The following is a 24,254-nucleotide window of genomic DNA, read 5'->3' on the forward strand; positions in this document are numbered from 1 at the left end:
TTTTCTTGAACAAAAGAAAAGCAAAATGGATACTTTTGAAGGAACTACTCGAGAGAAATTCTACGAAGTAGAATCTATTCTATATAATAAAGACCATCCAAAAATGGATAGTCTCTATTAATATAATGTGTCATTATAATTTTTTAATCAAATCGATTGAAAATACTTTTATCTAAAATTTTACTTTAAACGAGTTCTTATCATTGGGTTTGCAATCATATTACAAGCAGCTATTTTAACTTTTAGATACTGTGCATCTCCAAACGTACATTCGCTACGTGTTGACTGAATTTTTAGATATAAAGCATCTCCATAACTAGAATAAGTTTCTGTCAAGGCATATTTAATGATTCCATTTTGATCAGAAATAATTGTTAAGGCAGATCCTGGTATATCTACATAACTATCCACTCCTGCAGTTGTCACTTTATGCGCGAATGACACAATATAACCAGTACAACTATCTAACTTTTCTATAGATAATGGTTGAGATACGCAAATTTTTGCTGCGCTACCGTCTGTATTAATGATATTGTCAAACTCTAAATTAGGTACTACAGCCACGTCATAGATATAAGTATACTCTCCAAGCAATTCTACAGCTGCCAGTTTGGTATGGCTAATTTCCACACGGTCAAAAGGAACATCTATTGCAGATATAATAATTGCTTTTCTAGAAGGATTACTTCCCAAAAGACCTAATACATTTAAGTCAACAAGGCTAAAATTCTGATTCGTTAACAAATCTCCTACAGGAGCATTTCCCATATAGCGCTGAATTTTAAAATCAGCAAGCAAGTTCAGATTCAATACTCCGATATTCTGACTACCTATAATGATACGAACCTCATCTCCTGGTCGAGCTACTTGTTTGAATTTTGCTGTAAGTGTTTGTTTATTTAATACGGAAACAGCTGTATTGAATACCGCATATGTATCAAGATTATTATCTACTGCCTGATATGGATATAAGACAGAAGACAAAGAAGTTGCCACCCCTAATCCAGGATCTTCAACACCCCATAATACATCCTGAGCCGTATTGTTTAAAGTTAAGGTAGCCTCAGTATTTCCAGGAATAACAGCTCCTTTTACTACTACATTCGGATCAATTGTACAGCTTCCATTATCCTGTACAGGAACATTTCTGTTGATATATGCTCCGTAAACATTCATATTATTAGCAACACCTAAAACACTTCCTAATAATACTCTTACCCCTTGATAAGCTGGTTGCGAACCATTTGTAGCAGTAGGCGTGAAAGTATACTCAAAAACATTATCACCTACTAATAAATCTAGTAAAGCAGCATCGCCTACTGATTGTAAATTACCTATCGGATTTCCACTGGCATCTAAACCAATCACTGTAATACCTCCTATTACTTGAGTAAGGCTAAAGTTTTGTCCTATTTTTATCGTAACTGGTGTTCCTCCTGTTACAGGTGCTGCAAATTTCAAATCCTGATAAGTAGTACCAATTCCAACTAAAGACACTATATTAGAAATCGTAGCAAAGCTAGATAGATCACCGTCTCCTGCTTTCGATCGATCATTTATAGCCCCTAGAGGAATTCCTAATAAGGTAACAGTACCCCAATCTGTTGTATTCGTTGCGTGGTATTTTTCATATCTGAAACCACAAGTTGCCTGATCGTAAACATATACCGTTAGCCTTTTTATTACTTCACAGGTTCCTGCATTATTAATTGCTTTTACTGTATAATAATAAGTTCCAAGCTGTGGAAATGAAACAGGTCCATTTACCACATTTCCATTAATATCATAAATTTTGATATTAGCAGCGCTAACATTAGGTAAGTTTGTTGTGTATTGTGTAAACGTTAAACTTGCTCCCTGAGCTACACTGTAATTAGATTTTCCTGTTACAAAGTACTGCTCTGTTTGAGTAGCAGTTATATATACATATTGATTTGCACAATATCCTGCTGCAGTAACACCCTTCACTAAGTAAGAACCTGGTTTTACTGCTGTCGGATTTGTAACTTCCACTCCTTGGTAAGTATAATACTTATAAGTATTTGAAGCTGAATAACCCGGTACAATAGTATTTAAATTAAAAGTACCATTCACTGTGCAGACTGTCTGATTTACATCTGGATGAGAATTTACAACAGCTACATCATATACATCTACTGTTTTAGCTATACCTACATTTGCTAAACCTTTAACAGTAACTTTCACTTCATCATAAGATCCGGTTGGTTTATAGCGTACGAGTATTTTCTGTCCCTGATTTACCAATCCCAACAAATCAGCTCCTAAAAAAGCACTGTTTACTTGTTGTGATGAAACCAAAACTCCATTGTTATAAGCTTCAATAAAAACACCTTCAGCAACACCAACGCTTAATAGAGCTGGGTTTGCCATATGCAGCATCACCTGAATATCTTTAGTATTATCAGTTGTTGTTGGTAAAATAAAAGATTGCGAAATACTACCTGCTACAGACAAAACTCCCATACCGATATTAGAGGCAGTTGTAGTATCATTGTCAATAGCAAACTGTGGACTTTTTACACCCGTGGCTCCTAATCCAGCTAAATCGAGAGAAAGTAAACCTGGACTAGAATCATAATAGGTCATCATTTCTGCGCAATCAGAATTTCCTGTATAGTAAAATCCTTCATAAATTCTCGTAGATTTTACAGCAGTTAATATGCCTATTAAACCGGCATTATAATCTGTCAATTTAATGGAATTAAATTGAAAATCTGGAGTAATCTTCATGTAATGCTTGCCATTTTTGTCCATTACTATTCTGGCTTTATCTAAAGTTTCATTATATTTTGTATTAGTATAAGCAGTAAAAGTATTACTACCTCCAGAAACTGTAACACTAAAGTAGTGATCGCCCAACAAAAGATTATTAAGCAAACCTGTAACCAATTGGCCTAAACCTCCTCCTACCAAACCATCTAGAGTACCTCCATCAGATTCTAATTTTAAATAATAATCTGTATTTGCAGGAATTTGAGTAGTATGATTTAAAGTTAATTCTCCACTAGCACCAAACAAACCTGCTACTAATCCAGCTTTTGATTTTACAGTTGCAAAGGTATTATTTGTATTCAAAACTTCATTTTGACCTTCTACTATATTGTAGTTAGGACTTAACACATTTGAACTTGTATTACTAGTAACAGAGTTCGCTAAATTTTTTGTCTGCGCCAACGCAGTTGTTACTATTACCATAAAAAACAGCAACAACAAACTTTTTAATATGCTTATTTTTTTTATCATTTTCTACGTTTAAAAGTTCAACAACTATTTCACTACGAAAACAATGTTCACAAAAGAATAATCTGTCCCTGTTCCAATAACATCATATGTCATAATACCATTTTCATCAATATCTATAATCTTCAAAGCAGATTCATCATAATCTGTGATATAATAATAAAGTTGATTAGCAGTAGGTATATTAGGTATTGCTACTGGAGCTCCAGTACTTTTCACAAATTTAGTACTTACAGCTGTTCCTAAAGCTCCTCCTGTTGTAGAATCAGGGACAAACTCTTTTCCTGTAAATTGTGCAACATATTCTGCGTGTAAATTACGTTTCAGACCTGTTCCGTTTTTAGAAGTGTTAATAACGATAGATGGCATATAGAAAAACTGTGAAGAAGAAGTTCCTCCTGAAGAATTAGACCATTGTAAATTACCTTTATCATCTAGTTTTAATATCTGATCTTTTGTTCCTTTTGTATTTGGAAAATAGTAACCATTCCCAGATGTATTTCCTATATAAAAATTATGAGTTGTAGGACCCATAATTACCCCTCCTAATGTAATTGGAAAATTAATTCCAAAACTCACGTCAGAATTAAGAGCCTTATTAGAAACAGAAAAAGAAGTTACACCTTGACTTACATAAGATTCAGTTGCAAATAAATCATTCGAAATAGAACTAGTTATTCCCAAAGGGCTCACTAATGTTGTTGCAAATTGAACATTCTTATCTACTGAAGTACCAGTACGTGATCCAATAAAAGTAAATTGATGATTTTGAAAAATACCAGTTCCATCAAAATCCTTTGTAAAATCATCAAACTCACCTGCATTTTTTGTCTTTGCGTTAAATATTACGTTTCCAGAACCTTTCAATGAATTTGGTAACCCATTCGTATTTGTCTCCATTCCATAGAATCTACTCACGTTTGTAATTGTATCTGTATCTGTATAAACAGCTCTTAAATCACCTCCTACTTCTAGTTGCTTTTGAGTATTTTTTGTACCAAAATCAATATCTGCACTTTTATTATACCCAATCCCTACTTTACCTTTTTGATAAATATTAACATCGACCAATTCCGTAGAATTATTGCTCTTATTAAAAGTTTGCCCATTCTTAGGTGAAGACGTTGATGCTTGAGCTTTCCAATACGTATTATCAGAAACCAAATCTTTTACTTGATCATAATCAGGTAGTTTTTTCCATTTAGAAGCAGATTTTTTATATAAATAAAACCCTACAACATCTACTTCACTTGCTACTCCTGTATCAGTACTTACATAGCCGGTTATATCATCTATATACACTAGAGTAGAGTTTTCAACAATAGTTGAATTAATATCACCTACCATATCTATTGCCTTCTTTCGTGAAATACGAGGTATAACAATACCATCAATTGATGTAGCTGTGTTTGCCCCAACTACTTCCAATGTTGCTTTGGGGTTATCCGTCCCAATACCTACCTGTGATTTTACAAATGTCGCAGTTGCCATAAGTGTAAAAACTAATAAAACTTTTTTCATATTTTTTGTGTTAACTAAACCATTTTAAATTTAGTGAAAAAATACTTTCAAAATTCTGAATTGCACACATTTAACACATGAAACAATAATTGTTATAAGTTATAAAAAATATAAACTCCGCTATTCAAGCGGAGTCTACCATGATTTATTTCATATTATTATTTTAAAATTAGATTACTTCTGCAACAATAAATGTACTACCTCCAACATAAATCATGTCATTTTCTGTTGCATTTGATTTTGCAGCAATTAATGCCTTTTCTACAGTATCAAAAAAGTGTTTATCGGTAATATCTTCTGGTATGATTTTATACAAGTCGTCAATATCATATTTTCGAGGAACATCTGGTTGACAGAAATAATAGGTTGCTTTTTTAGGAAATAAATTTAAAATAGATAAAACATCTTTATCATTCACAAATCCTAAAACTAAATGTAATTGATTGTACGCTTGTTCATTTATTTGTTTCGAAACTTCTGCTAAACCGTGCGGATTGTGCGCTGTATCAGCAACAATTAATGGATGTTGTCCTAAAATATCCCAACGTCCGCGTAAATTAGTATTCTTTACAACATTCAATAAGCCATTTGTAATATTTTCAGGAGAAATTGTCCAACCTTGTTTTTGCAATTGTTCAATAGCGGTTAAAACTGTTCGTTTATTTTTGATTTGATAAGATCCTTTCAAATCTGAAGGCAAATCTTGAAAATGTTTTTCTTCTGCAAAAATAATTTCAGCATTTCTATCTTTCGCTACTTGTTCAAAAACTGGTTTTGTTTCTGCAGTTGTTTCTCCAATTATAACCGCTGTATTTGGTTTAATAATTCCAGCTTTTTCGAATGCAATTTTATCCAACGTATCACCCAAAAATTGTGTATGATCTAAACCAATGTTCGTAATAACAGAAAGTTCTGGTAAAATAATATTCGTTGAATCTAATCGTCCGCCCAAACCAGTTTCTATAATCGCGATATCAACTTTTTGTTGTGCAAAATATTCAAAAGCCATTGCAATTGCAATTTCGAAAAAAGATGCTTTTTGATCGATGATTTTTTGCTCATGTTTATTCACAAAGTCAATCACAAATTCTTCATCAGCCATTGCTCCATTTACACGAATTCGTTCACGAAAATCTTTGAGATGTGGAGAAGTTGTTAAACCTGTTTTGTAACCTGCTTCCTGAAAAATAGAAGCCAACATATGAGACGTACTTCCTTTACCATTTGTCCCTGCAATATGAACCGTTTTAAACTTAGTTTGAGGATTTCCCAAATATTCACATAAAGCTGTAATATTTGTTAGATCTGCTTTCATTGCTGATGCTCCAACACGTTGAAACATTGGTAAATTTGTAAACAACCAATCGATTGTTTCTTGATACGTTCTCATTTATTCAAAAATTTTACACGAAGTTACGGAATCATCTTCAAAAAAAATCGAATTTCTCCGAAGAAAAATTCGATTCTATTATTTATGAATTGACTATTCTTAATCTGAATAATCTTGTTTTGTAGTTAATAATATTTTCAAAACAATAAATCCAACTATAGCAGCTGTCAACGAAGCTACTAAAATCATCAATTTCGCTTCATTTATATAGCTTGGGTCTTTGAAAGCTAACATCGAAACGAAAATGGACATTGTAAATCCAATTCCTCCTAAAATTCCGACACCAAAAACTCGTTTAAAATTTACCGCTGTAGGTAATTCACATAAACCAAGTTTTACTGCAATCCATGTAAATAATGTAATTCCTATTGGTTTTCCTATAACCAATCCTAAGAAAATTCCTGAAGCTAATGGAATACTAAAATGCGCTAATCCTCCACCATCAATCGTAATTGCTGTATTTGCTAAGGCAAACAAAGGCAAAATAATAAATGCGACTGGTAAATGTAAAGCATGTTCCATTTTAGCTGATAAAGATTTTGAATCAATTTTATCGAAAGGAATTGTAAACGCAACCAAAACTCCCGCAATTGTAGCATGAATACCCGAATGCAACATAAACCACCAAACGGCAATTCCTCCAATAATATAAGGAATCATTGATTTTACTTTCAATTTATTCAAAGCGAAAAGACCTAATAAAATGGCTATTGCAATTCCGAATTGTGTAAAATCTAAAGGTAATTCTGGATTTGGATAAAATAATGCAATAACAACAATTGCTCCTAAATCGTCAATCACAGCTAATGCCGTTAAAAAAACTTTAAGAGACAATGGAACTCTATTCCCTAACATTGTAATAATTGCTACAGCAAACGCAATATCAGTCGCCATTGGAATACCAAAGCCATGTATGGTATCTGTTCCTTTGTTTGTTAAAAAGAATATAAAAGCTGGAATTAACATTCCTCCCAAAGCTGCAAAAACAGGTAAAATTGCTTTTTTTGTATTAGACAATTCTCCTACAAAGATTTCGCGTTTCAGTTCTAAACCAATTAAGAAAAAGAAAATTGCCATCAAACCATCATTAATCCAATGTGCAAATGAATGACCAAACATATCTGTCATCCAAATAGAATCATAGGATTCTGCAATTGATGAATTGGCTAAAATCAAAGATAAAGCTGTACAAAAAATAAGGACAATACCGCCCGAAGTTTGGCTATGAAAAAATTGGTTAAAAAGTTTAGAAACAATCATTTTATTTTTTTTAGTTTGGTAAAAATAATGAACTCGTTTTTAACCGCCTAATCAAAACCAAACAATAAGACCTAAATTATCATTTATATAATCTTTAAAATACTTTTTTGATACCAATTGCTAAAATTAAACATCTTTTCAATGATAAAAACGAATATGAAAGGTAAAATCAGCAAGAAATAATTGTGAGATTGAATGATAAAAAAGCTGCAAAACACTAAAAATCTAATATGTTCTAAATAAGGTACCCATCTTTTTTGTTCTAATTGTGCACCAATATTTATTAATGTTATCAAGACAAATACAACGAAGAAACCTTTAGTTAAATTATCAAATTGATCAAAATAATATGTTAGAATACTCATCGCCACAAACGATAAAATCAATTGTAAATTGATATAACCTTTGTATTTGAAATGATAACTATTCACTTTATTTTTAGACATCCATTTCTTTTCAATAATTGGTCTTATTTCCTGATCCATCACTGCTGGACTACCAAAATATATCCTCAATTTTTCTTTAATAGAGGATTTTCTTCGAGCAGCTTCATACAACTCTAAATAATAATGAAAATGTTGCCACAAAAAACTGTAACTATTGATAGGATGAGTTAATCCATACCTTGGTTTTTCTTCTTCTTTCTGAAAAGTACCAAACAATTTGTCCCAAAAAACAAATACATCTCCATAATTTTTGTCCAAATATTTTTCGTCAGAAGCATGATGAACACCATGAAGAGAAGGTGTTATAAAAATATATTCAAGCCATTTTTGTTTCTCCAAAATCTGCGTATGCGTAAAAAAAGAATACACGCCATGAACAACTAAAATGGTCATTACTAAGTTTGGATGAAAACCAATAAAAGGCAAAATACACCAAAAAACATTGCGAACAATTGCTTGCAAAGTCGTGATACGAGCCGCAACCGTGAAATTGAATTCTTCGGATTGATGATGCACAATATGGGCTCCCCAAAAAATATTGACTTCATGTCCCAAACGATGATACCAATACCAAACAAAATCTGTCGCTAAAAGCATCACAACCCAAATCCACCAAGCATTTGAAATATTTAAAAGACGATAATTTTCGTAAATCCAAACATACAAATTGTAAAAACTTACCGTAATAAAAAGATTCAATAATCGTTCTGCAATTCCTATTGAAATATTAGAAACTGAACTTTCATATTTATAGATATTCTTTAATTTCTTCTTTTTAACAACTACATATTCAAGCCATAAAAAAAGAAAAAAAGCTGGTAAAGCAAAAGCTAAATACTCGGGATGATTCATTTTTAAGCACTTAAAAATTGATTGATATGTTGATTAAAAAGTAATGGCTGTTCCATCATCGGTACATGACCACAATGATCGATATAAGCTAATTTTGCATTAGGTAAATGTGCAAAAAACTCTTCAGCAACATCTGGTGGTGTCACAATATCTTGTTTTCCCCAAACCAATAAAACCGGCTGATCTATTTTATGTAAAAGATGTTTCAAGTTTTGTCGCTTTGCATCTCGCGCAATCGAAATTATAGACAAAGCTTTTGTAGGCGTATTAGCGGTCGAAAAAACATCATCTACCAACTCTTTTGTTACAACATTTTTTGTTTCAAAAACTTCTTCTACCTTATTTTTGATATACTCGTAATCTCGCACACGCACAAAAGAAGCCTGTAAATTACTTTCATACAAACCAGAACTTCCAGCTAAAATCAATTTATCAACCAAATTTGGATGTGCCAACGCATACAGCAATGCAACATGCCCGCCCAAAGAATTTCCTATTAATATTGGATTATCAATTTTATTAGAATGAATATAATTTTCTAGAAATTGAACTAAATTTTGAAGTGAATTTCTTTTGAAATGTGTAGAAAATAAAGGAAATGTTGGCGTATAAACATTATAATTTATTTCAAGATTCTTGATAACATTTCCCCAATTACTAAGGCTTCCAAATAAGCCATGAAGTAAAATAACATCTTTATTTTTCGAATATTTCATATCGCATTTATTCTTGGTTATCGAACAAATGTAAATAAAATATTTTTAAACTCTATTAATTATATAGATTTTATAGATTATATATAATTCCAGACGAATGGTCTTTGCTCGCTCCTGTTACAGATGCCAAACAATTTATTTCGTTATGAACACGACGATAACCAAGGAATGCAAAGATTAAAGCTTCTTTAAAATCGATTAAATTATCAGTTGGAATGATGATTTCAACAGCTGATAATTCTCGTAAACCATTGATAAAAAATGAATTTCGAACTCCTCCTCCAGTTATCAACACATTGTTGATATCATATAAAGCAAAGGTATTCTTAATTTGAATTACGAAATGCTCCACACAACTTCTCAGCTTATCTTCGATATAAATATCGTACTTATCAACAATTGTTAAAAACTCATTCGTTACCCATTCAAAACCTAATGATTTTGGGAAAGGTTGATGATAAAAATTCAAAAGGTTCAATTCTTCAACTAATGCACTATTAATATGTCCTTGTTCTGCTAATTCTCCATTTTTATCATATTCAAACCCGAGTTGTTTTGCATAATGATTCAAGACAATATTGATTGGACAGATGTCAAAAGCAATTCGTTTTCCATTTCTATTCATCGAAATGTTAGAAAAACCTCCAAGATTTAAACATGCATCGTAGTCAGAAAATAATAATTCGTCTCCAATCGGAACTAAAGGCGCTCCTTGTCCTCCTAAAATAACATCTTGTGTTCTAAAATCACACACCACTTTTTGTTGACAACGCGACGCAATTGCTGCACCGTTTCCTATTTGCAAAGTGAATGATTTTTGCGGTTGATGAAAAATAGTTTGCCCGTGAGATGCAACAAAATCTACTTTTTCAATCTTATTTTTATGAATAAATTTTTTTACTTGTTCTCCAAGAAAATAACCAAACTCTACATCCAATTGACATAAATCCATAGCCGAATATTGAAAAGCTTCTGTTAGTTTTGTTCGCCAATCGGATGAATAATCTATAGTTTCGGCATGTAAAATTTCGAAAAGTTGGTTATCATCAAATTGGACATAGCAAATATCCAAACCATCTAACGAAGTTCCAGACATCAAACCAATGCAAAAAGTAGGGTTTTTCATGCTGTAAATTTAATGAGAGAAATTGATAGTTTATTGGTTTAGAAATTAGAAATTTTAAAAAACTAAGAAACTATCTTTCATTTTTTCCTTGATTTCAAATGACAAATCTTTAGTTCTTATTTGGATGTGATGCTGAAACAAGTTCAGCAAGACAAGATGATTATGGTTAAAGAATACAGAAATTTAGAAAATTTAACCTATATCATAAACTCAAAACTCAAGACTTATTACTCACAACTCGAGATGCGTTAGGGATAGTAGTGGAAATCCTTTGTGTGAAACAAAGCGATAGCGGAGTTGCAAAGTAAAGATTGCAACGGATAGCCCGCCCGAAGGGAACGCCCAAATGATAAGAAAAATTGTTTTGATAATTCTTAGGTTATTGCGAATATATCAGTTAGAAATTCTAATGATAAAAGCTTATATTTGAAACACAATTAATACAAACAAAACATGGCACAAGATGTAATCTTCGATTTGATTGAAGAAGAAAAAGAAAGACAACTGAATGGAATTGAATTAATCGCGTCAGAAAACTTTGTTTCGGACAACGTAATGCGCGCGATGGGTTCTGTTTTGACAAATAAATATGCAGAAGGTTATCCTGGAAAGCGCTACTACGGTGGTTGCGAAGTTGTAGACGAAGTGGAAACTATTGCAATTGATCGTTTGAAAGCATTGTTTAATGCAGAGTATGCAAACGTGCAACCTCACTCAGGTTCTCAGGCAAATGCGGCTGTTTACTTAGCTTGTTTGAAACCAGGAGACAAGATCTTAGGATTCGATTTATCGCACGGAGGTCACTTAACACATGGTTCTCCTGTTAACTTTTCTGGGTTAACTTATCAAACTTCTTTTTATGGAGTGGATAAAGAGACGGGGAGAATTGACTACGAAGCTATGGCAGAAACTGCTCGTAAAGAGAAGCCTCAGATGATAATTTGTGGTGCTTCGGCTTACTCAAGAGATATAGATTATGCTAAATTTCGTGAGGTAGCTGATGAAGTTGGTGCTTTGTTATTGGCTGATATCTCGCATCCTGCTGGATTAATTGCCCGCGGAATCTTAAACGATCCTATGCCTCATTGTCATATCGTAACGACGACAACTCACAAGACTTTACGTGGTCCTCGTGGTGGAGTTATTATGATGGGGAAAGATTTTGAGAACCCTTGGGGAGCGAAAACTCCTAAAGGTGAAGTGAAAATGATGTCTCAAATCTTGAACGGAGCAGTATTCCCTGGTACACAAGGTGGTCCTTTAGAGCATGTAATCGCGTCTAAAGCTGTTGCTTTTGAAGAGGCATTATCTGATGGTTATATGGACTATATTGTACAAGTTGTGAAGAATGCGAAGGCTTTGGCTGCGGCATTGGTTGCAAAAGGTTATGACATTGTTTCTGGAGGTACAGATAATCACTGTATGTTGATCGACTTACGTAACAAAGGTATTTCTGGGAAACAAGCCGAAAACGCTTTAGTTTTGGCAGAAATCACTTGTAATAAAAACATGGTTCCTTTCGATGATAAATCTCCTTTCGTTACATCGGGGATTCGTTTGGGGACGGCTGCTGTAACAACTCGTGGGTTGGTTGAGGCAGATATGCAAACTGTTGCTGACTTGATTGACGAAGTATTAATGAACATTGATAACGAAGAAATCATTGATGGAGTTGCAGATCGTGTAAATGAGTTTATGTCTTCTCGTCCATTATTTCAAATGAAATAAGTAGAAACTTAGTTTCAATTATAATAATAAAAAAGTCCTGAGCATTGCTTAGGACTTTTTGTTTGATATAAAACGTCGAGATGTTTTGATTAAAACCTCCTTAGGTTTTATATAAAATCACTTGACGTTTATATTGAAATGTCTTGAGGAAATGATTTATTCCATTCTAACTTATAATAAGATTAAACTAATAGGAATTCTAATTAGATAAGTAATTATCTAAATTGTTATACTGAGGGAAGCGATAGCGAAGCCGAAATATCTGTAATCAATATTTATTGAATGACTATTAAACAATAATACTTTTAATTATTTTATTCTGAATGATAAATATAATTGTTAGAATCTATTAAAAGTTTTATGACTTGTTTATAATCTAAAATAAACATCATAAAAAAAGCAACTTCGAGATGAAGTTGCTTTTCTATTTAAAATAAGATAAGTCTTTGTTTTTACGCATTCAATGCTTCTGCACCACCAACGATCTCTAAGATCTCGTTTGTAATAGCAGCTTGACGAGCTTTGTTGTATTGAATTTTCAATCCTTTTTGTAGTTCGCTTGCGTTGTCTGTTGCTTTATGCATTGCAGTCATACGTGCTCCGTGCTCAGAAGCGTTAGCATCTAATACGGCTTTGAATAATTGCGTTTTCAACGTTTGAGGGATTAAGTCTTTTAAAATCTCTTCTTTTGAAGGGTTGAAGATATAATCTAACTCTGCTGAATTGTTTGCTTCTTCTTCAGTTTTCTCTAAAACGACTGGTAAAAATTGTTCGTCTTGTACAATTTGAACGGCTGCATTTTGAAATTGATTGTAGATAATTCTGATTTGATCAAAGTCACCTGCAGTAAATTTCTCTACTAAATCGTCTGCAATTTCAGCCACATCTGCAAAATTTAAATTATCCCAAATGCTTGATGCATTTTTATAGATAGTTTGTGTTTTACTAAAAGTATCATTAGCTTTTTTACCAATTGCTAAAATTTCTACGTGCTTACCAACTAATTCGTTAGCTAATAACGCATTTACTTTTTTGATGATGCTTGAGTTGTATCCTCCACATAAACCTCTATTTGAGTTAATAACGACTAAAAGTACTTTATTAACTTCGCGCTCTTCTGTTAATGCACCTCCTACTTCAGCTTCTAAAGTAGAACTTACATTTTGTAAAAGTTCACGTAATTTATCTGCATAAGGACGTAACTGTACGATAGAATCTGTAGCACGTTTTAGTTTTGCAGCAGAAACTAATTTCATAGCACTTGTAATCTGCATTGTAGAACCTACAGAAGTAATACGGTTACGTATATCTTTTAAATTTGGCATAATTCTATTTGAGATGAAGGATTAAAAGGAACTTAGAGATTCGGAAACCTCTAAGTTTCATTTATATTTTATTAGTATTTAGAAGTAGTTTCTGTGATAACTTTCTTCAATACATCCATAATTTCATCAGTCCATTTACCTAAACGGATAGATGTTAAAGTGTCTGCATATTTGTTGCGCATTAACTCAACAAAATCAGCTTGCCACTCTTTCACTTGGTTAACTGGAACATTTTTCAACATACCGTTAGTACCCGCATAAATAACTGCTACTTGTTCTTCTACTGGAATTGGAGCGTTAACACCTTGTTTTAATAACTCAACGTTACGTTCACCTTTACCAATTACGTTCATTGTAGCTGCATCTAAATCAGAACCAAATTTTGCGAAAGCTTCTAACTCACGGTATTGTGCTTGGTCTAATTTTAATGTACCAGATACTTTTTTCATTGGTTTTGTTTGTGCAGAACCACCAACACGAGATACAGAGATACCTACGTTGATCGCTGGACGAACACCTGAGTTGAATAAATCAGACTCTAAGAAGATTTGTCCATCTGTAATCGAAATTACGTTTGTTGGGATATATGCAGAAACGTCACCAGCTTGAGTTTCGATAATTGGTAAAGCAGTTAAAGAACCACCACCTTTTACGATACCTTTCATAGATTCTGGTAAATCATTCATTTGAGATGCAATTGCATCATCTTTGATTACTTTTGCAGCACGCTCTAATAAACGAGAGTGTAAGTAGAAAACGTCTCCAGGATATGCTTCACGTCCTGGTGGGCGACGTAATAATAAAGACACCTCACGGTATGCAACGGCTTGTTTAGATAAATCATCATAAACAATTAACGCTGGACGACCAGAGTCACGGAAATACTCACCGATTGCAGCACCTGCCATTGGAGCATATACTTGCATTGGAGCTGGATCAGATGCATTAGCAGCAACTACTACTGTATATTTATCTGCACCGTGGTCTTGTAATGTTTTCATGATTCCTGCAACTGTAGAACCTTTTTGTCCTACTGCAACATAGATACAGAAAACTGTTTCACCTCTATCGTAAAACTCTTTTTGATTTAAGATTGCATCTAAAGCAACAGAAGTTTTACCTGTTTGACGGTCACCAATGATTAACTCACGTTGTCCACGTCCAATTGGAATCATCGAGTCAATAGAAACGATACCTGTTTGTAATGGTTCGTTTACTGGTTGACGATAGATAACCCCAGGAGCTTTACGCTCGATAGGCATTTCATATAATTGTCCTTCGATTGGTCCTTTACCATCGATAGGATTTCCTAACATATCTACAACACGTCCTAACATTCCTTCACCTACGTTAATAGATGCAATTTTGTTTGTACGTTTTACAGTGTCACCTTCTTTAATACCTTTTGAAGGTCCGAAAAGTACAATACCTACGTTGTCTTCTTCAAGGTTTTGTACCATTCCTTCTAACCCGTTTGAGAATTCTACTAATTCTCCGTATTGAGCATTGTCTAACCCGTAAACACGAGCAATACCATCCCCAACAGTTAGAACGGTTCCTACTTCTGCTAATTCAACTGATGAATCAAAGCTTGTAAGTTGTTGTTTTAATATAGCTGAAACTTCAGCTGGATTTATTTCTGGCATTTCTGAAATATTTAAAATTTAGGAATGTATTCGTTTTTTAAAAAATCTTTTTTTAATGTAGCTAACTTAGTTTTGATTGACGAATCAACTTGATTGTTTCCAATTTTTAAAACGAAACCTCCAATTAAAGATGCATCAATTTTGTTCTCTACTTTTACTTGACTATTTGCAGCTAAAGTTTGTTTTGCTTTTGCTACAATATTATCAATTGTATTTTGATCTAATTGCACTGCCGAAGTAATTTCTGCTGTTACAATATTATTTGCTAAATCGTATAATGATATAAACTGATCTGCAATTTTAGACAAAATATTTTCTCTACCATGTCTTACGACTAACGAAATGAATGTTTGAGAAGTTTTTGATAAAGATTTGAAAATCTCACTCAAAACAGCTTCTTTTTTCTTTGCATCAATCACTGGAGAATTTAAGAAAACTCTTAAATCATCATTCTCTTTAATGACTTTGCGAACATCATTCATTTCAGCATACACTACGTCTGTTTGGTTTGCTTCATTCGCAAACTCCATCAAACCTTTAGCATATCTATGTGCTGCTCTGAATCCTGCCATGATTAATTGAATTTAACTTGATCAATAACATCATTCACTAAAGCTTCTTGTGCAGATTTGTCTGACAATTCTTTAGTTAAGATTTTTTCAGCAATTTCAATTGACAACTGTCCAACTTGATTTTTGATATCAGCCATAGCTGATGCCTTTTCATTTTGGATAGCTGACTTAGCATTTTCAATTAATTTGTTTGCTTCTACAGTTGCAGAATTTTTCGCCTCGTTGATGATATTTTCTTTCATTTCACGCGCTTCTTTCAAGATAGCATCACGTTCAGCACGAGCTTCTTTCATGATTTTCTCGTTTTGAGCGTTTAATAAAGCCATCTCTTCTTTCGCTTTTTTAGCTGCGTTTAATGCATCCTCGATAGATTGTTCTCTTTCTTTAACTGCAGATAAAATTGGTTTCCAAGCTAATGATCTTAACAATACTAATAAGATGATAAATACGACCGCAGTCCAAAAAATAAGACCAACTGAAGGTGTAATTAAATCCATTGTGTGTATGTATTAAATTTTATTTTTTACTAATTAATTTTTTAATGAATTAGCTTCAACAACCAACCGTTATTGAAGCTAATTTTTAATTCAAATATTATCCGTTACCTAATAACGCAACTACGATACCGAATAAACCTGCACCCTCGATTAAGGCTGCTGCGATAATCATAGCTGTTTGAATTTTTGAAGCCGCTTCTGGTTGTCTAGCGATTCCTTCCATAGCTGATCCACCGATTTTACCGATACCTAAACCAACTCCTAAAACTGCTAAACCAGCTCCGATTGCTGCAATACTTCCTGTCATGATAATTGTATTTAATTATTAAAAAATTATTTTATTGTTTTTTATATTCTATTCTTAATGATGATCGTGTTCTGCTACTGCTGTTCCGATGAATAACGAAACTAACATTGTGAATACGAACGCTTGTAATGCCGCTACTAATAACTCTAAACAGTAGATAAATAACGCTAATGGAATAGATCCACCTGCCATAGCTTCTGTTTGGAAAATAAAGATTAACGAAATTAACGACATAATAATGATGTGACCTGCTGTAATGTTCGCAAATAAACGAATCATTAAGGCGAAAGGTTTTGTAATAATCCCGATTAACTCAATTGGAGCTAAGATCAATTTTACTGGAACCGGTACACCTGGCATCCATAACATATGTCCCCAGTAACCTTTGTTTCCTGAGAAATTAATTACGATTAATGCGATTAATGCTAATACAAATGTAACTGCGATATTACCTGTAACGTTTGCTGCACCTGGTAACAATCCTAATAAATTGTTGATCCAAATGAAGAAAAATAACGTTAATAAATAAGGCATAAATTTCGCATATTTTTTCTCACCAATATTTGGAATTGCTACTTCATCACGAACAAAAATAATAATTGGTTCGATAAATCCTGCAATACCTTTTGGTACCATATTTCCTTTTTTGTAGTTAGATGCAACTGCAGAGAAAACTAAGATTAAAATCACGAAAGAGATTAACATTGATGTTACGTTTTTCGTAATAGAAAAATCTAATGGTTTTTCATTTTCTAAATGAATAGCTCCTTTTTCGTCTACGTGAGGTTTGATTGTACCTTGCGCATCTGTTTTGTAGATTTTTTCGTGGTAGTTGATGTAGTAGTTTCCGTTACTCTCAACAACCGCTTCGTTGTGGTGAAATTTAGAAGACATAAAAACCTGTAAACCATTATCCCATAAAATAACAGGTAATGCAACTCCTACACTTTTTTCTCCTTCTCCCCATAAATGCCAATCGTGCGCATCTGCAATGTGGTGCATGATACCTGGCACTGGGTTAAATGTAGATTCGCCAGATTTCACTTTAGCAGCTTCCTCTTGACTTTTTACTTGCTCACTTTTAATTAACTCCTCAAACGTTTTTGGAAGACTTTCGTGCGGAACCGCTGTAGAGGCGAATCCGAAATTGAAAAGTAATAAAAACGCTAATAACGCTGAAAATTTCATGTATAATTCCTTTGTTTCTAAATTGCGTGCAAAATTATAGTAAATTAACCACTTACCAAAGTCAAATGCTAAAAATCATTAAACTTTTTTTAACTTTAAATTAATTAAGCGAATAAACACTAAAACTTCTGCTAGCAAAATTACAAAATAACTTATAATTAATTGCACAACATTTGATTTAATTTGCTCATTCACAACAATCAATGCTAATACAATTGCCATCTTCGCAATCATACCTCCCATAAAGGCAAAACCAACATATTCTGGAAATTTTATCTTCACAAAACATCCAACTTGCAAAATCATTAATGTAATTAAACCAATTATTAAATACATTTTTGGAACAATTAGCGGATTTTCGCTAAAATTATAATGCGCAACAATTGCGTAATGAATACCACAAAAAATTGCAACCATTGCAATAAAAGAAAGTGCTAAAAGAATAAATTTCTTAATCATTAAAATTATTTTTTTGGTAATTGCTTCAACATCAAATATAATCCTGCAAAAACTCCCAGCAAAGATAAGCCAGCCGTCCATAATGGCTTGTCTGTTTCCATTTTTTTATCCAAAAAAGTTCCTAGCCAAGCAAATAACGCAATCGTTACCGCCATCTGTATTCCCATGCCAGAAAACTTTAAATATTGATTTACACCTTCGGACTTTCGTTCTTCTTTCATAAGTTTTATGTAATTTTGCAAAAAATTATTTCGTGGTAAAGATAGGAAACATAGAATTACCAGACTTCCCTTTATTGCTTGCACCAATGGAAGATGTGAGTGATCCGCCATTTCGTCGCCTATGCAAAATGCATGGTGCAGACTTGATGTATACAGAGTTTATTTCTTCTGAAGGATTGATTCGTGATGCAATAAAAAGTCGTCAAAAATTAGATATTTTTGATTACGAACGTCCAATTGGTATTCAGATTTTTGGTGGAGATGAAGAGGCAATGGCGATGTCAGCTAAAATTGTTGAAACTGTTCAACCAGATATTGTTGATATTAACTTTGGATGTCCCGTAAAAAAAGTAGTTTGTAAAGGCGCAGGAGCTGGTGTTTTAAAAGATATAGATTTGATGGTACGTTTAACAAAATCTGTTGTTGAAAGTACGCATTTACCAGTTACTGTAAAAACGCGTTTGGGTTGGGATTCTGACTCGATTAACATTTATGAAGTTGCCGAACGTTTGCAAGAAACAGGTATCAAAGCATTGTCAATTCACGGACGTACGCGTACGCAGATGTATAAAGGACAAGCAAATTGGGAACCGATTGCAAAAGTAAAAGCGAACCCAAATATTGAGATTCCGATTTTTGGAAATGGAGATATTGATTCGCCACAAAAAGCAATCGAATACAAAGAAAAATACGGTGTAGATGGTGTGATGATTGGTCGTGCGGCGATTGGTTATCCTTGGATTTTCGAGCAAATTAAACATTATCGAGAGACAGGAGAATTGTTACCAGAACCAACAATTGTAGAACGAATGGAAGCGGCTAAAAATCACTTAAATTGGGCGATTGATTGGAAAGGAGAACGAACTGGAATTTTGGAAACGCGAATGCATTATACCAATTATTTCAAAGGAATTCCGAATTTCAAACCTTATCGTACAAAATTAGTCACACAAGATAATCTTGTTGATTTGATGCAAACTTTCGAAGAAATCGAAAAAGAATTTATTCCAACATTAGAAGAAATTTAATCGTTAGAAATAATTCATTAATATAAAAAAATCCACCAAAAAACTTGGTGGATTTTTCATTTAAACTTGAGACTATAATTAATTACAATTATCTACAAGCAACACTTCTTCTGGATTCAGCGTATCATATTTCATTAATACAACTTCGTCCACATCTGCTCTAGATCGTAAAGTAACTTCATAAACTTCATCATTTACAGGATATTGTATCGTTGCTTTCGGACGTTTAAATGTTCCGCTAGTTTCCACAACAACACCTTCTACGCATTTCCCTGTTTTAGCCAATTGATCTTCTAATTGACTTTTCGAATATTGACTAAATCCGAATGCTGCAAGACCTAAAATTGCGATGACGATATAAAAATATTTTTTCATAGAATTAAAATTTAATGTTTCGTATTAGTTTTGTTTGAAACAAATTTAGATTCAATTCTATCGTTATAAAATCCCTATTATTAGCTAATTTTTAGTTTCGTGTTTGGTTTTCAGTGCATAAAGTGCAAAAGTTCCCAACCAATGACTACCCATATAATCATCGTTCGAAATATTATTGAACGAGTAATTGAAATGATGATTTGCCCAATCATTCAAATAATTTAACTCTGGTAATTTTGCAGAAATTTGATACAAAGCCGTTGCACGACTAAAATTTAAACCATCCAAATGTACCAATTGCCCATCCGTACGATCCGAAACAATTCCAGGTTTTAGCTCATGTTTTTTGTCAAACAATTGTGGTAAAAATGATTTCAACCATTTTTTATATTCATCATGCGGATGAATTTTAGACATCAACAAAGCTTCTTCCAAACAAGCCGAAAGAAAATCTGATCCACTTGGTTCGAAAGCAATATTGCAACTTTTATCTTTCAAATAAAGACGATTTGCATTATCAATAATCACTTTTTCGAATGTTTTATCATTCACAGAACGTGCATAATCTATCGCTAAACTCAACCCAAAAGCCGTATTATCATGTGTTCCTGTACGAATTGGATAAACTAATTTCGGTAAATACTCTTTGTATCTAACAATAATCAAATCACTCAAGGGTTTCAGATTTTTTGCCCAAACTTGCGCATCTTTATCTTGCCAATTATTCAATTCCATTTGCAATTGTAACAACCAAGCCCAACCATAAGTACGCTCGAAATTCTTGTTATTTTTATCATTGAAAAAGGCCATTTCAACCGCAACATTTTCCGCTGTAATCAATTGATTTAACTCATTTCTAACCAGATTATTTTGATCCAATTCAGGAAAATCTTTCATCAATTTCACAATCGACCAAAATCCATGCACAGACGAATGCCAATCAAAACAACCATAAAAAATTGGGCGCAATTGCTTTGGCGTTTTCAAATCCTGATCACTTCCCAAAACATTTCCTAGTTTATTCGGATACTCAGTCGTGATACAATGCGTTGGTAATTCAAAAATCTTTTTAGCTTGATCTAATTGTAATTCTTGGGCAAAAGCAGTCGTCGTCAATAAAGTTGTTAAATAGAGTATTTTTTTCATCAAAATGTTTTTACCAAATTACTAATTTTTATTCGAGTCCAAGAATTTTTTCAATTCTTCTTTTGCTTGTAAACTTTCAGGAAAATTTTTCACATTTTGTTCAAAAAACTGTTTTGCTAAATCATTTTTCTTTTGTTTTACCAGATAATTTGCAACATTGTTAATATACGTTTCCGTTGGTTGAAAAGAATAATTCAATTTTCTAGAAATCGCTTCAAAAGAATCTTTTACCAAATTTGGTTGATTCGGAATCTCTTTAATATTCACACGATAACCATCAAACTGCCAACGCAAATAATCAATCGAGCCAATCATCGGAACCGAAACATGTTCTTCGTCAACATATTGTTTGTAATGATAATTCAACGATTTATTTTTTGATGATTTCAAACGTTCGTCCACCTTTTTTATACTTTGATAATGATCACGTAAATGATCTGCATTTTGGCTTTCACCAACTTGTGTTATCATTAAAAATCGATTCTCGAAAGAATGATTTTCTAAATTCTGATAAAGATTCAATAACTCTTTGTCATTAAACCAAATACTTGGATCATGCGCAACAAATCCATTGAAAGTTTTGGGATGATTGTATAAAGTTTTCAACGCAAAATAACCACCCAAAGAATGTCCTATTAACAAACGAAAATCATTCACACGATAATTTTTCTGCATAAAAGGAAACAATTCAGTTTGAATAAAATTGAGGAAATTAACATCGTTTACATGTGTAAAATCTTTTGTTCGATCACCATTTTTATTCGTAATTCCGACAATGATCGATTCGGGCATTTCTGGATAAAAACCCGATTGAAACTTGGAAACTACTCCTGTTAAAAACGTAAAATTAGATTCGGCATCTAACACATAAATCACAGGATAATTTACTTTTTGATGTTTATTATTGGTATAAGATTCGGGAAGATTCACCCAAATTTCTCTTTCTGAATTTAAGATTTTAGAATTTATTTTTCGAATTTCTGCAATTGATAATTTTTCTTGCGAAAAACCGATTTGAGAGAAAATCAAACAAAATAAAAGTAGGAATTTTTTCATGTATAAAATTTTCCTAAAAATAGCTATTTAGAATTATTCTATACAAATGATTTTGGACAGAAAAAACGACCTCATCAAGAAGTCGTTTTTCTATATAATTTGTATTTTTTTTTAACTAAAAATATTCCATTTCAAACCAAGTTGAAATTTGAAATCTCGGTACGGAACATTTGGCGCTGCAAAATAATCAGGTTGTTTTGTAAACGATGCATTGATATGTTCACCACGAATGTAAAAACGCATATTACGAACCTTGAAATTGATAAAAACATCCAAAATAGGATAACCTCCAATCTCTTGTATACTTGCTGGATCTTGCAATGCAAATTCGTTCAGAATTGGGATATAACGCAAACCATTGTATTTCGTAAAATATGTTGCATTAATACCAGCTTGCAGTTGAGCATTCTTGTTGAATAATTCTCCTTGCCAATACAATGTTTCACGAATCAAGAAATCTGGCAAAGGCATATATTCTTCGTTTTTCGTTACTTTTTGATATTGCGCTGTCGAAACTAAATTAATCTTTCCGAAACGTAAATGATTTTCACCTTTTATCTTGAAATAATTGATATTATCCGCCAATTGCTCATAATTCAAAATATTATTCAAATACACTTTATTGTCAATATTATAAATTGAAGCTTCTAAGGTCGTGTTGACTTTATCTAACTTTAATTTTGCAAAAATATTTTGAACATTTTCAGTTTGAAATTTATTAACGTAATTAAAATTATTAAAGAAACTTTGGTTATAAACCGCATTCAACGAAGGAAGTTTTGACTGAATAACTGCTCCAGCACTCAATGTATAACCTTCTATCGGCGTTACATCTAAAACAGCATCTACATTATAAACACTTTTGTAATTATCAGATTGCAAATACTCAACATTTCCGTAAAGTTTCAATTTTTCATTCCAATCAAAATCCACCTTTCCAACAACTCCAAAAAGATTTTCCTCTATTTGCTTTGGAACTGCAACAATCGTCATGGCTTGATCAGCAAAAACACGTAAATTTTGGAATTTAACACCAGCCTCTATCTTCACACGATCTGTCCACTGAAAACCAGCAGTTGTCGTATTAGATAAATCTGTAAAACTCTTTTTACTTCTATAATCCATTCCAGTAATAATCGGTGTAGAATATAAAGTTCCATTTGGTGACGTATCCTCGTAGCGATATTTTTGTTTTTCGTACGAAAATTTATTCTTCAATTCGATTGGATTATAAAAAGTCGAATCTTTTTCATTCATCTTTTTTAAGATTCCGTACGAAGCATTCAATTCTATTCTACGCGCATCAAACTCAGATTTTGCTGTTTGCGAATTCACCGGAATGTTACGAACATTTGTCATTCTGCGCTCATCTTGCAAAATAAAATCATTGATATCTTCAATTCCACCGTTTTCATTATTTTTCAGATTTTGCGCCGCATAATTCCACCACAATTTAAAACGTTCTGACTTTGTTTTATAATTTGATGAGAAAACAAAGGTATTATTCTGTGCTTTTTCGTTCTTGTAACGACCTTCGGAAATTAATCCGCGATAATGAAACGTATAATTGAATTGTTTGTTGATGTTATGCGAAAATGTTGAAGACAAAAAGTTACCTTCTTTTACTCCATTCTCGTAAATAAACTCGGTATATGGCGTTTTGACATCATAATATTTGATATCATTTGCGTAATAATAGTTGTATTTTTTACCAGTTGGTAACATCGACGGATTGAATGGTGTATTTTGATACTCCAAATCCACCACTACACCACCAACATTTGGGAAAAATAATTTTCCGAACGCATCTTTGCGTATAAAATTTTGATTATAATAGTTTTTGATACTTAATGTCGTATCCAATACTTCTGGTTTTCTACCATTTGTCCAAAACTTATAATCGTCAATTTTGGTTTTATAATATGTAACCGAATCATTTGTTGATGATCCTTTTAATGGTTTTAAAACTTTTATCGAATCCTCTTGAGCCTGCGCTACAATAGCTCCTAATAAAAATAAACCAATGATTGTTTTTTTCATCCTGTTGAATAAATCCTTACAAAAGTAATCTAAAATTGAGAGATACAAAAAAACCCACTTATTTCTAAGTGGGTTAAATATTTTATAAATCTTT

21 protein-coding genes are annotated in these 24,254 nt (G+C 32.8%); 2 read left to right on the forward strand and 19 right to left on the reverse strand.

Translation table 11 applies throughout. The annotated features are described in order from the left end of the window. Positions 1-180 precede the first annotated feature (180 nt). The 7 genes from B4A23_RS14620 to B4A23_RS14650 all read right to left on the reverse strand — a co-directional run bounded on the left by B4A23_RS14620 (position 181) and on the right by B4A23_RS14650 (position 10,572). Positions 181-3,216, reverse strand: a complete 3,036-nt coding sequence (locus tag B4A23_RS14620) for a hypothetical protein (protein WP_291121051.1) — start codon at positions 3,214-3,216, stop codon at positions 181-183. A 72-nt stretch (positions 3,217-3,288) separates the two neighbouring features. After that, positions 3,289-4,782: a hypothetical protein gene (locus tag B4A23_RS14625; protein ID WP_286487045.1), complete on the reverse strand. Its 1,494-nt coding sequence runs from the start codon at positions 4,780-4,782 to the stop codon at positions 3,289-3,291. Between the two features lie 169 nt (positions 4,783-4,951). Next, positions 4,952-6,172 (reverse strand): bifunctional folylpolyglutamate synthase/dihydrofolate synthase, encoded by a 1,221-nt coding sequence (locus B4A23_RS14630; protein ID WP_291121053.1) that lies wholly within the window; start codon positions 6,170-6,172, stop codon positions 4,952-4,954. A 99-nt stretch (positions 6,173-6,271) separates the two neighbouring features. Further along, complete coding sequence (nhaA, locus tag B4A23_RS14635; RefSeq protein ID WP_291121055.1) at positions 6,272-7,432, reverse strand: Na+/H+ antiporter NhaA; 1,161 nt, start codon at positions 7,430-7,432, stop codon at positions 6,272-6,274. 83 nt (positions 7,433-7,515) lie between these two features. Continuing rightward, a complete protein-coding gene (locus B4A23_RS14640; protein WP_291121057.1) occupies positions 7,516-8,730 on the reverse strand; it encodes a sterol desaturase family protein in 1,215 nt (404 codons plus the stop codon). Positions 8,731-8,732: 2 nt separating this feature from the next. After that, complete coding sequence (locus B4A23_RS14645) at positions 8,733-9,446, reverse strand: alpha/beta fold hydrolase (RefSeq protein ID WP_291121059.1); 714 nt, start codon at positions 9,444-9,446, stop codon at positions 8,733-8,735. Between the two features lie 70 nt (positions 9,447-9,516). Next, on the reverse strand, positions 9,517-10,572 hold the full coding sequence (locus B4A23_RS14650; RefSeq protein ID WP_291121061.1) for an anhydro-N-acetylmuramic acid kinase: 1,056 nt from the start codon (positions 10,570-10,572) through the stop codon (positions 9,517-9,519). Between the two features lie 453 nt (positions 10,573-11,025). On the opposite strand from B4A23_RS14650, the gene glyA reads away from it, so the two are divergent. Then, a complete protein-coding gene (glyA, locus tag B4A23_RS14655; protein WP_135834919.1) occupies positions 11,026-12,300 on the forward strand; it encodes a serine hydroxymethyltransferase in 1,275 nt (424 codons plus the stop codon). Positions 12,301-12,752: 452 nt separating this feature from the next. Here the strand turns inward: glyA and atpG are convergent, their stop codons facing one another. The 8 genes from atpG to B4A23_RS14695 all read right to left on the reverse strand — a co-directional run bounded on the left by atpG (position 12,753) and on the right by B4A23_RS14695 (position 18,515). After that, positions 12,753-13,625: an ATP synthase F1 subunit gamma gene (gene atpG, locus B4A23_RS14660; RefSeq protein WP_286477079.1), complete on the reverse strand. Its 873-nt coding sequence runs from the start codon at positions 13,623-13,625 to the stop codon at positions 12,753-12,755. A 71-nt stretch (positions 13,626-13,696) separates the two neighbouring features. Then, complete coding sequence (atpA, locus tag B4A23_RS14665) at positions 13,697-15,271, reverse strand: F0F1 ATP synthase subunit alpha (RefSeq protein ID WP_038335134.1); 1,575 nt, start codon at positions 15,269-15,271, stop codon at positions 13,697-13,699. Between the two features lie 11 nt (positions 15,272-15,282). Further along, a complete protein-coding gene (gene atpH, locus B4A23_RS14670) occupies positions 15,283-15,843 on the reverse strand; it encodes an ATP synthase F1 subunit delta (protein WP_286477080.1) in 561 nt (186 codons plus the stop codon). A 2-nt stretch (positions 15,844-15,845) separates the two neighbouring features. Further along, positions 15,846-16,340 carry a F0F1 ATP synthase subunit B gene (locus B4A23_RS14675; protein WP_038335122.1) on the reverse strand — a complete coding sequence of 165 codons (495 nt, stop codon included), beginning with the start codon at positions 16,338-16,340 and terminating at the stop codon, positions 15,846-15,848. 97 nt (positions 16,341-16,437) lie between these two features. After that, positions 16,438-16,647 carry an ATP synthase F0 subunit C gene (gene atpE / locus B4A23_RS14680; protein WP_013598300.1) on the reverse strand — a complete coding sequence of 70 codons (210 nt, stop codon included), beginning with the start codon at positions 16,645-16,647 and terminating at the stop codon, positions 16,438-16,440. Between the two features lie 54 nt (positions 16,648-16,701). Further along, positions 16,702-17,835, reverse strand: coding sequence for a F0F1 ATP synthase subunit A (atpB, locus tag B4A23_RS14685; RefSeq protein ID WP_084106903.1), 1,134 nt, complete (start codon positions 17,833-17,835; stop codon positions 16,702-16,704). A gap of 78 nt (positions 17,836-17,913) precedes the next feature. Further along, entirely contained in the window at positions 17,914-18,294 is a 381-nt protein-coding gene (locus B4A23_RS14690) for a hypothetical protein (RefSeq protein ID WP_180905270.1), read from the reverse strand. A 5-nt stretch (positions 18,295-18,299) separates the two neighbouring features. Further along, entirely contained in the window at positions 18,300-18,515 is a 216-nt protein-coding gene (locus B4A23_RS14695; protein ID WP_291121064.1) for an AtpZ/AtpI family protein, read from the reverse strand. A 32-nt stretch (positions 18,516-18,547) separates the two neighbouring features. On the opposite strand from B4A23_RS14695, the gene dusB reads away from it, so the two are divergent. Continuing rightward, positions 18,548-19,543: a tRNA dihydrouridine synthase DusB gene (gene dusB / locus B4A23_RS14700; protein WP_280037247.1), complete on the forward strand. Its 996-nt coding sequence runs from the start codon at positions 18,548-18,550 to the stop codon at positions 19,541-19,543. Between the two features lie 78 nt (positions 19,544-19,621). Here dusB and B4A23_RS14705 read toward each other — a convergent pair whose 3' ends face one another. The 4 genes from B4A23_RS14705 to B4A23_RS14720 form a co-directional block, all read right to left on the reverse strand. After that, complete coding sequence (locus B4A23_RS14705; protein WP_038335098.1) at positions 19,622-19,918, reverse strand: hypothetical protein; 297 nt, start codon at positions 19,916-19,918, stop codon at positions 19,622-19,624. Positions 19,919-20,002: 84 nt separating this feature from the next. Further along, positions 20,003-21,064, reverse strand: a complete 1,062-nt coding sequence (locus tag B4A23_RS14710) for a DUF2891 domain-containing protein (protein ID WP_291121066.1) — start codon at positions 21,062-21,064, stop codon at positions 20,003-20,005. Between the two features lie 21 nt (positions 21,065-21,085). Beyond that, positions 21,086-22,120: an alpha/beta hydrolase gene (locus tag B4A23_RS14715; protein ID WP_291121068.1), complete on the reverse strand. Its 1,035-nt coding sequence runs from the start codon at positions 22,118-22,120 to the stop codon at positions 21,086-21,088. 111 nt (positions 22,121-22,231) lie between these two features. Next, positions 22,232-24,160, reverse strand: a complete 1,929-nt coding sequence (locus B4A23_RS14720) for a putative porin (RefSeq protein WP_291121070.1) — start codon at positions 24,158-24,160, stop codon at positions 22,232-22,234. Positions 24,161-24,254 lie beyond the last annotated feature (94 nt).

It is taken from the genome of Empedobacter sp. UBA7248 (assembly GCF_002472945.1).
Taxonomy (GTDB): domain Bacteria; phylum Bacteroidota; class Bacteroidia; order Flavobacteriales; family Weeksellaceae; genus Empedobacter; species Empedobacter falsenii_C.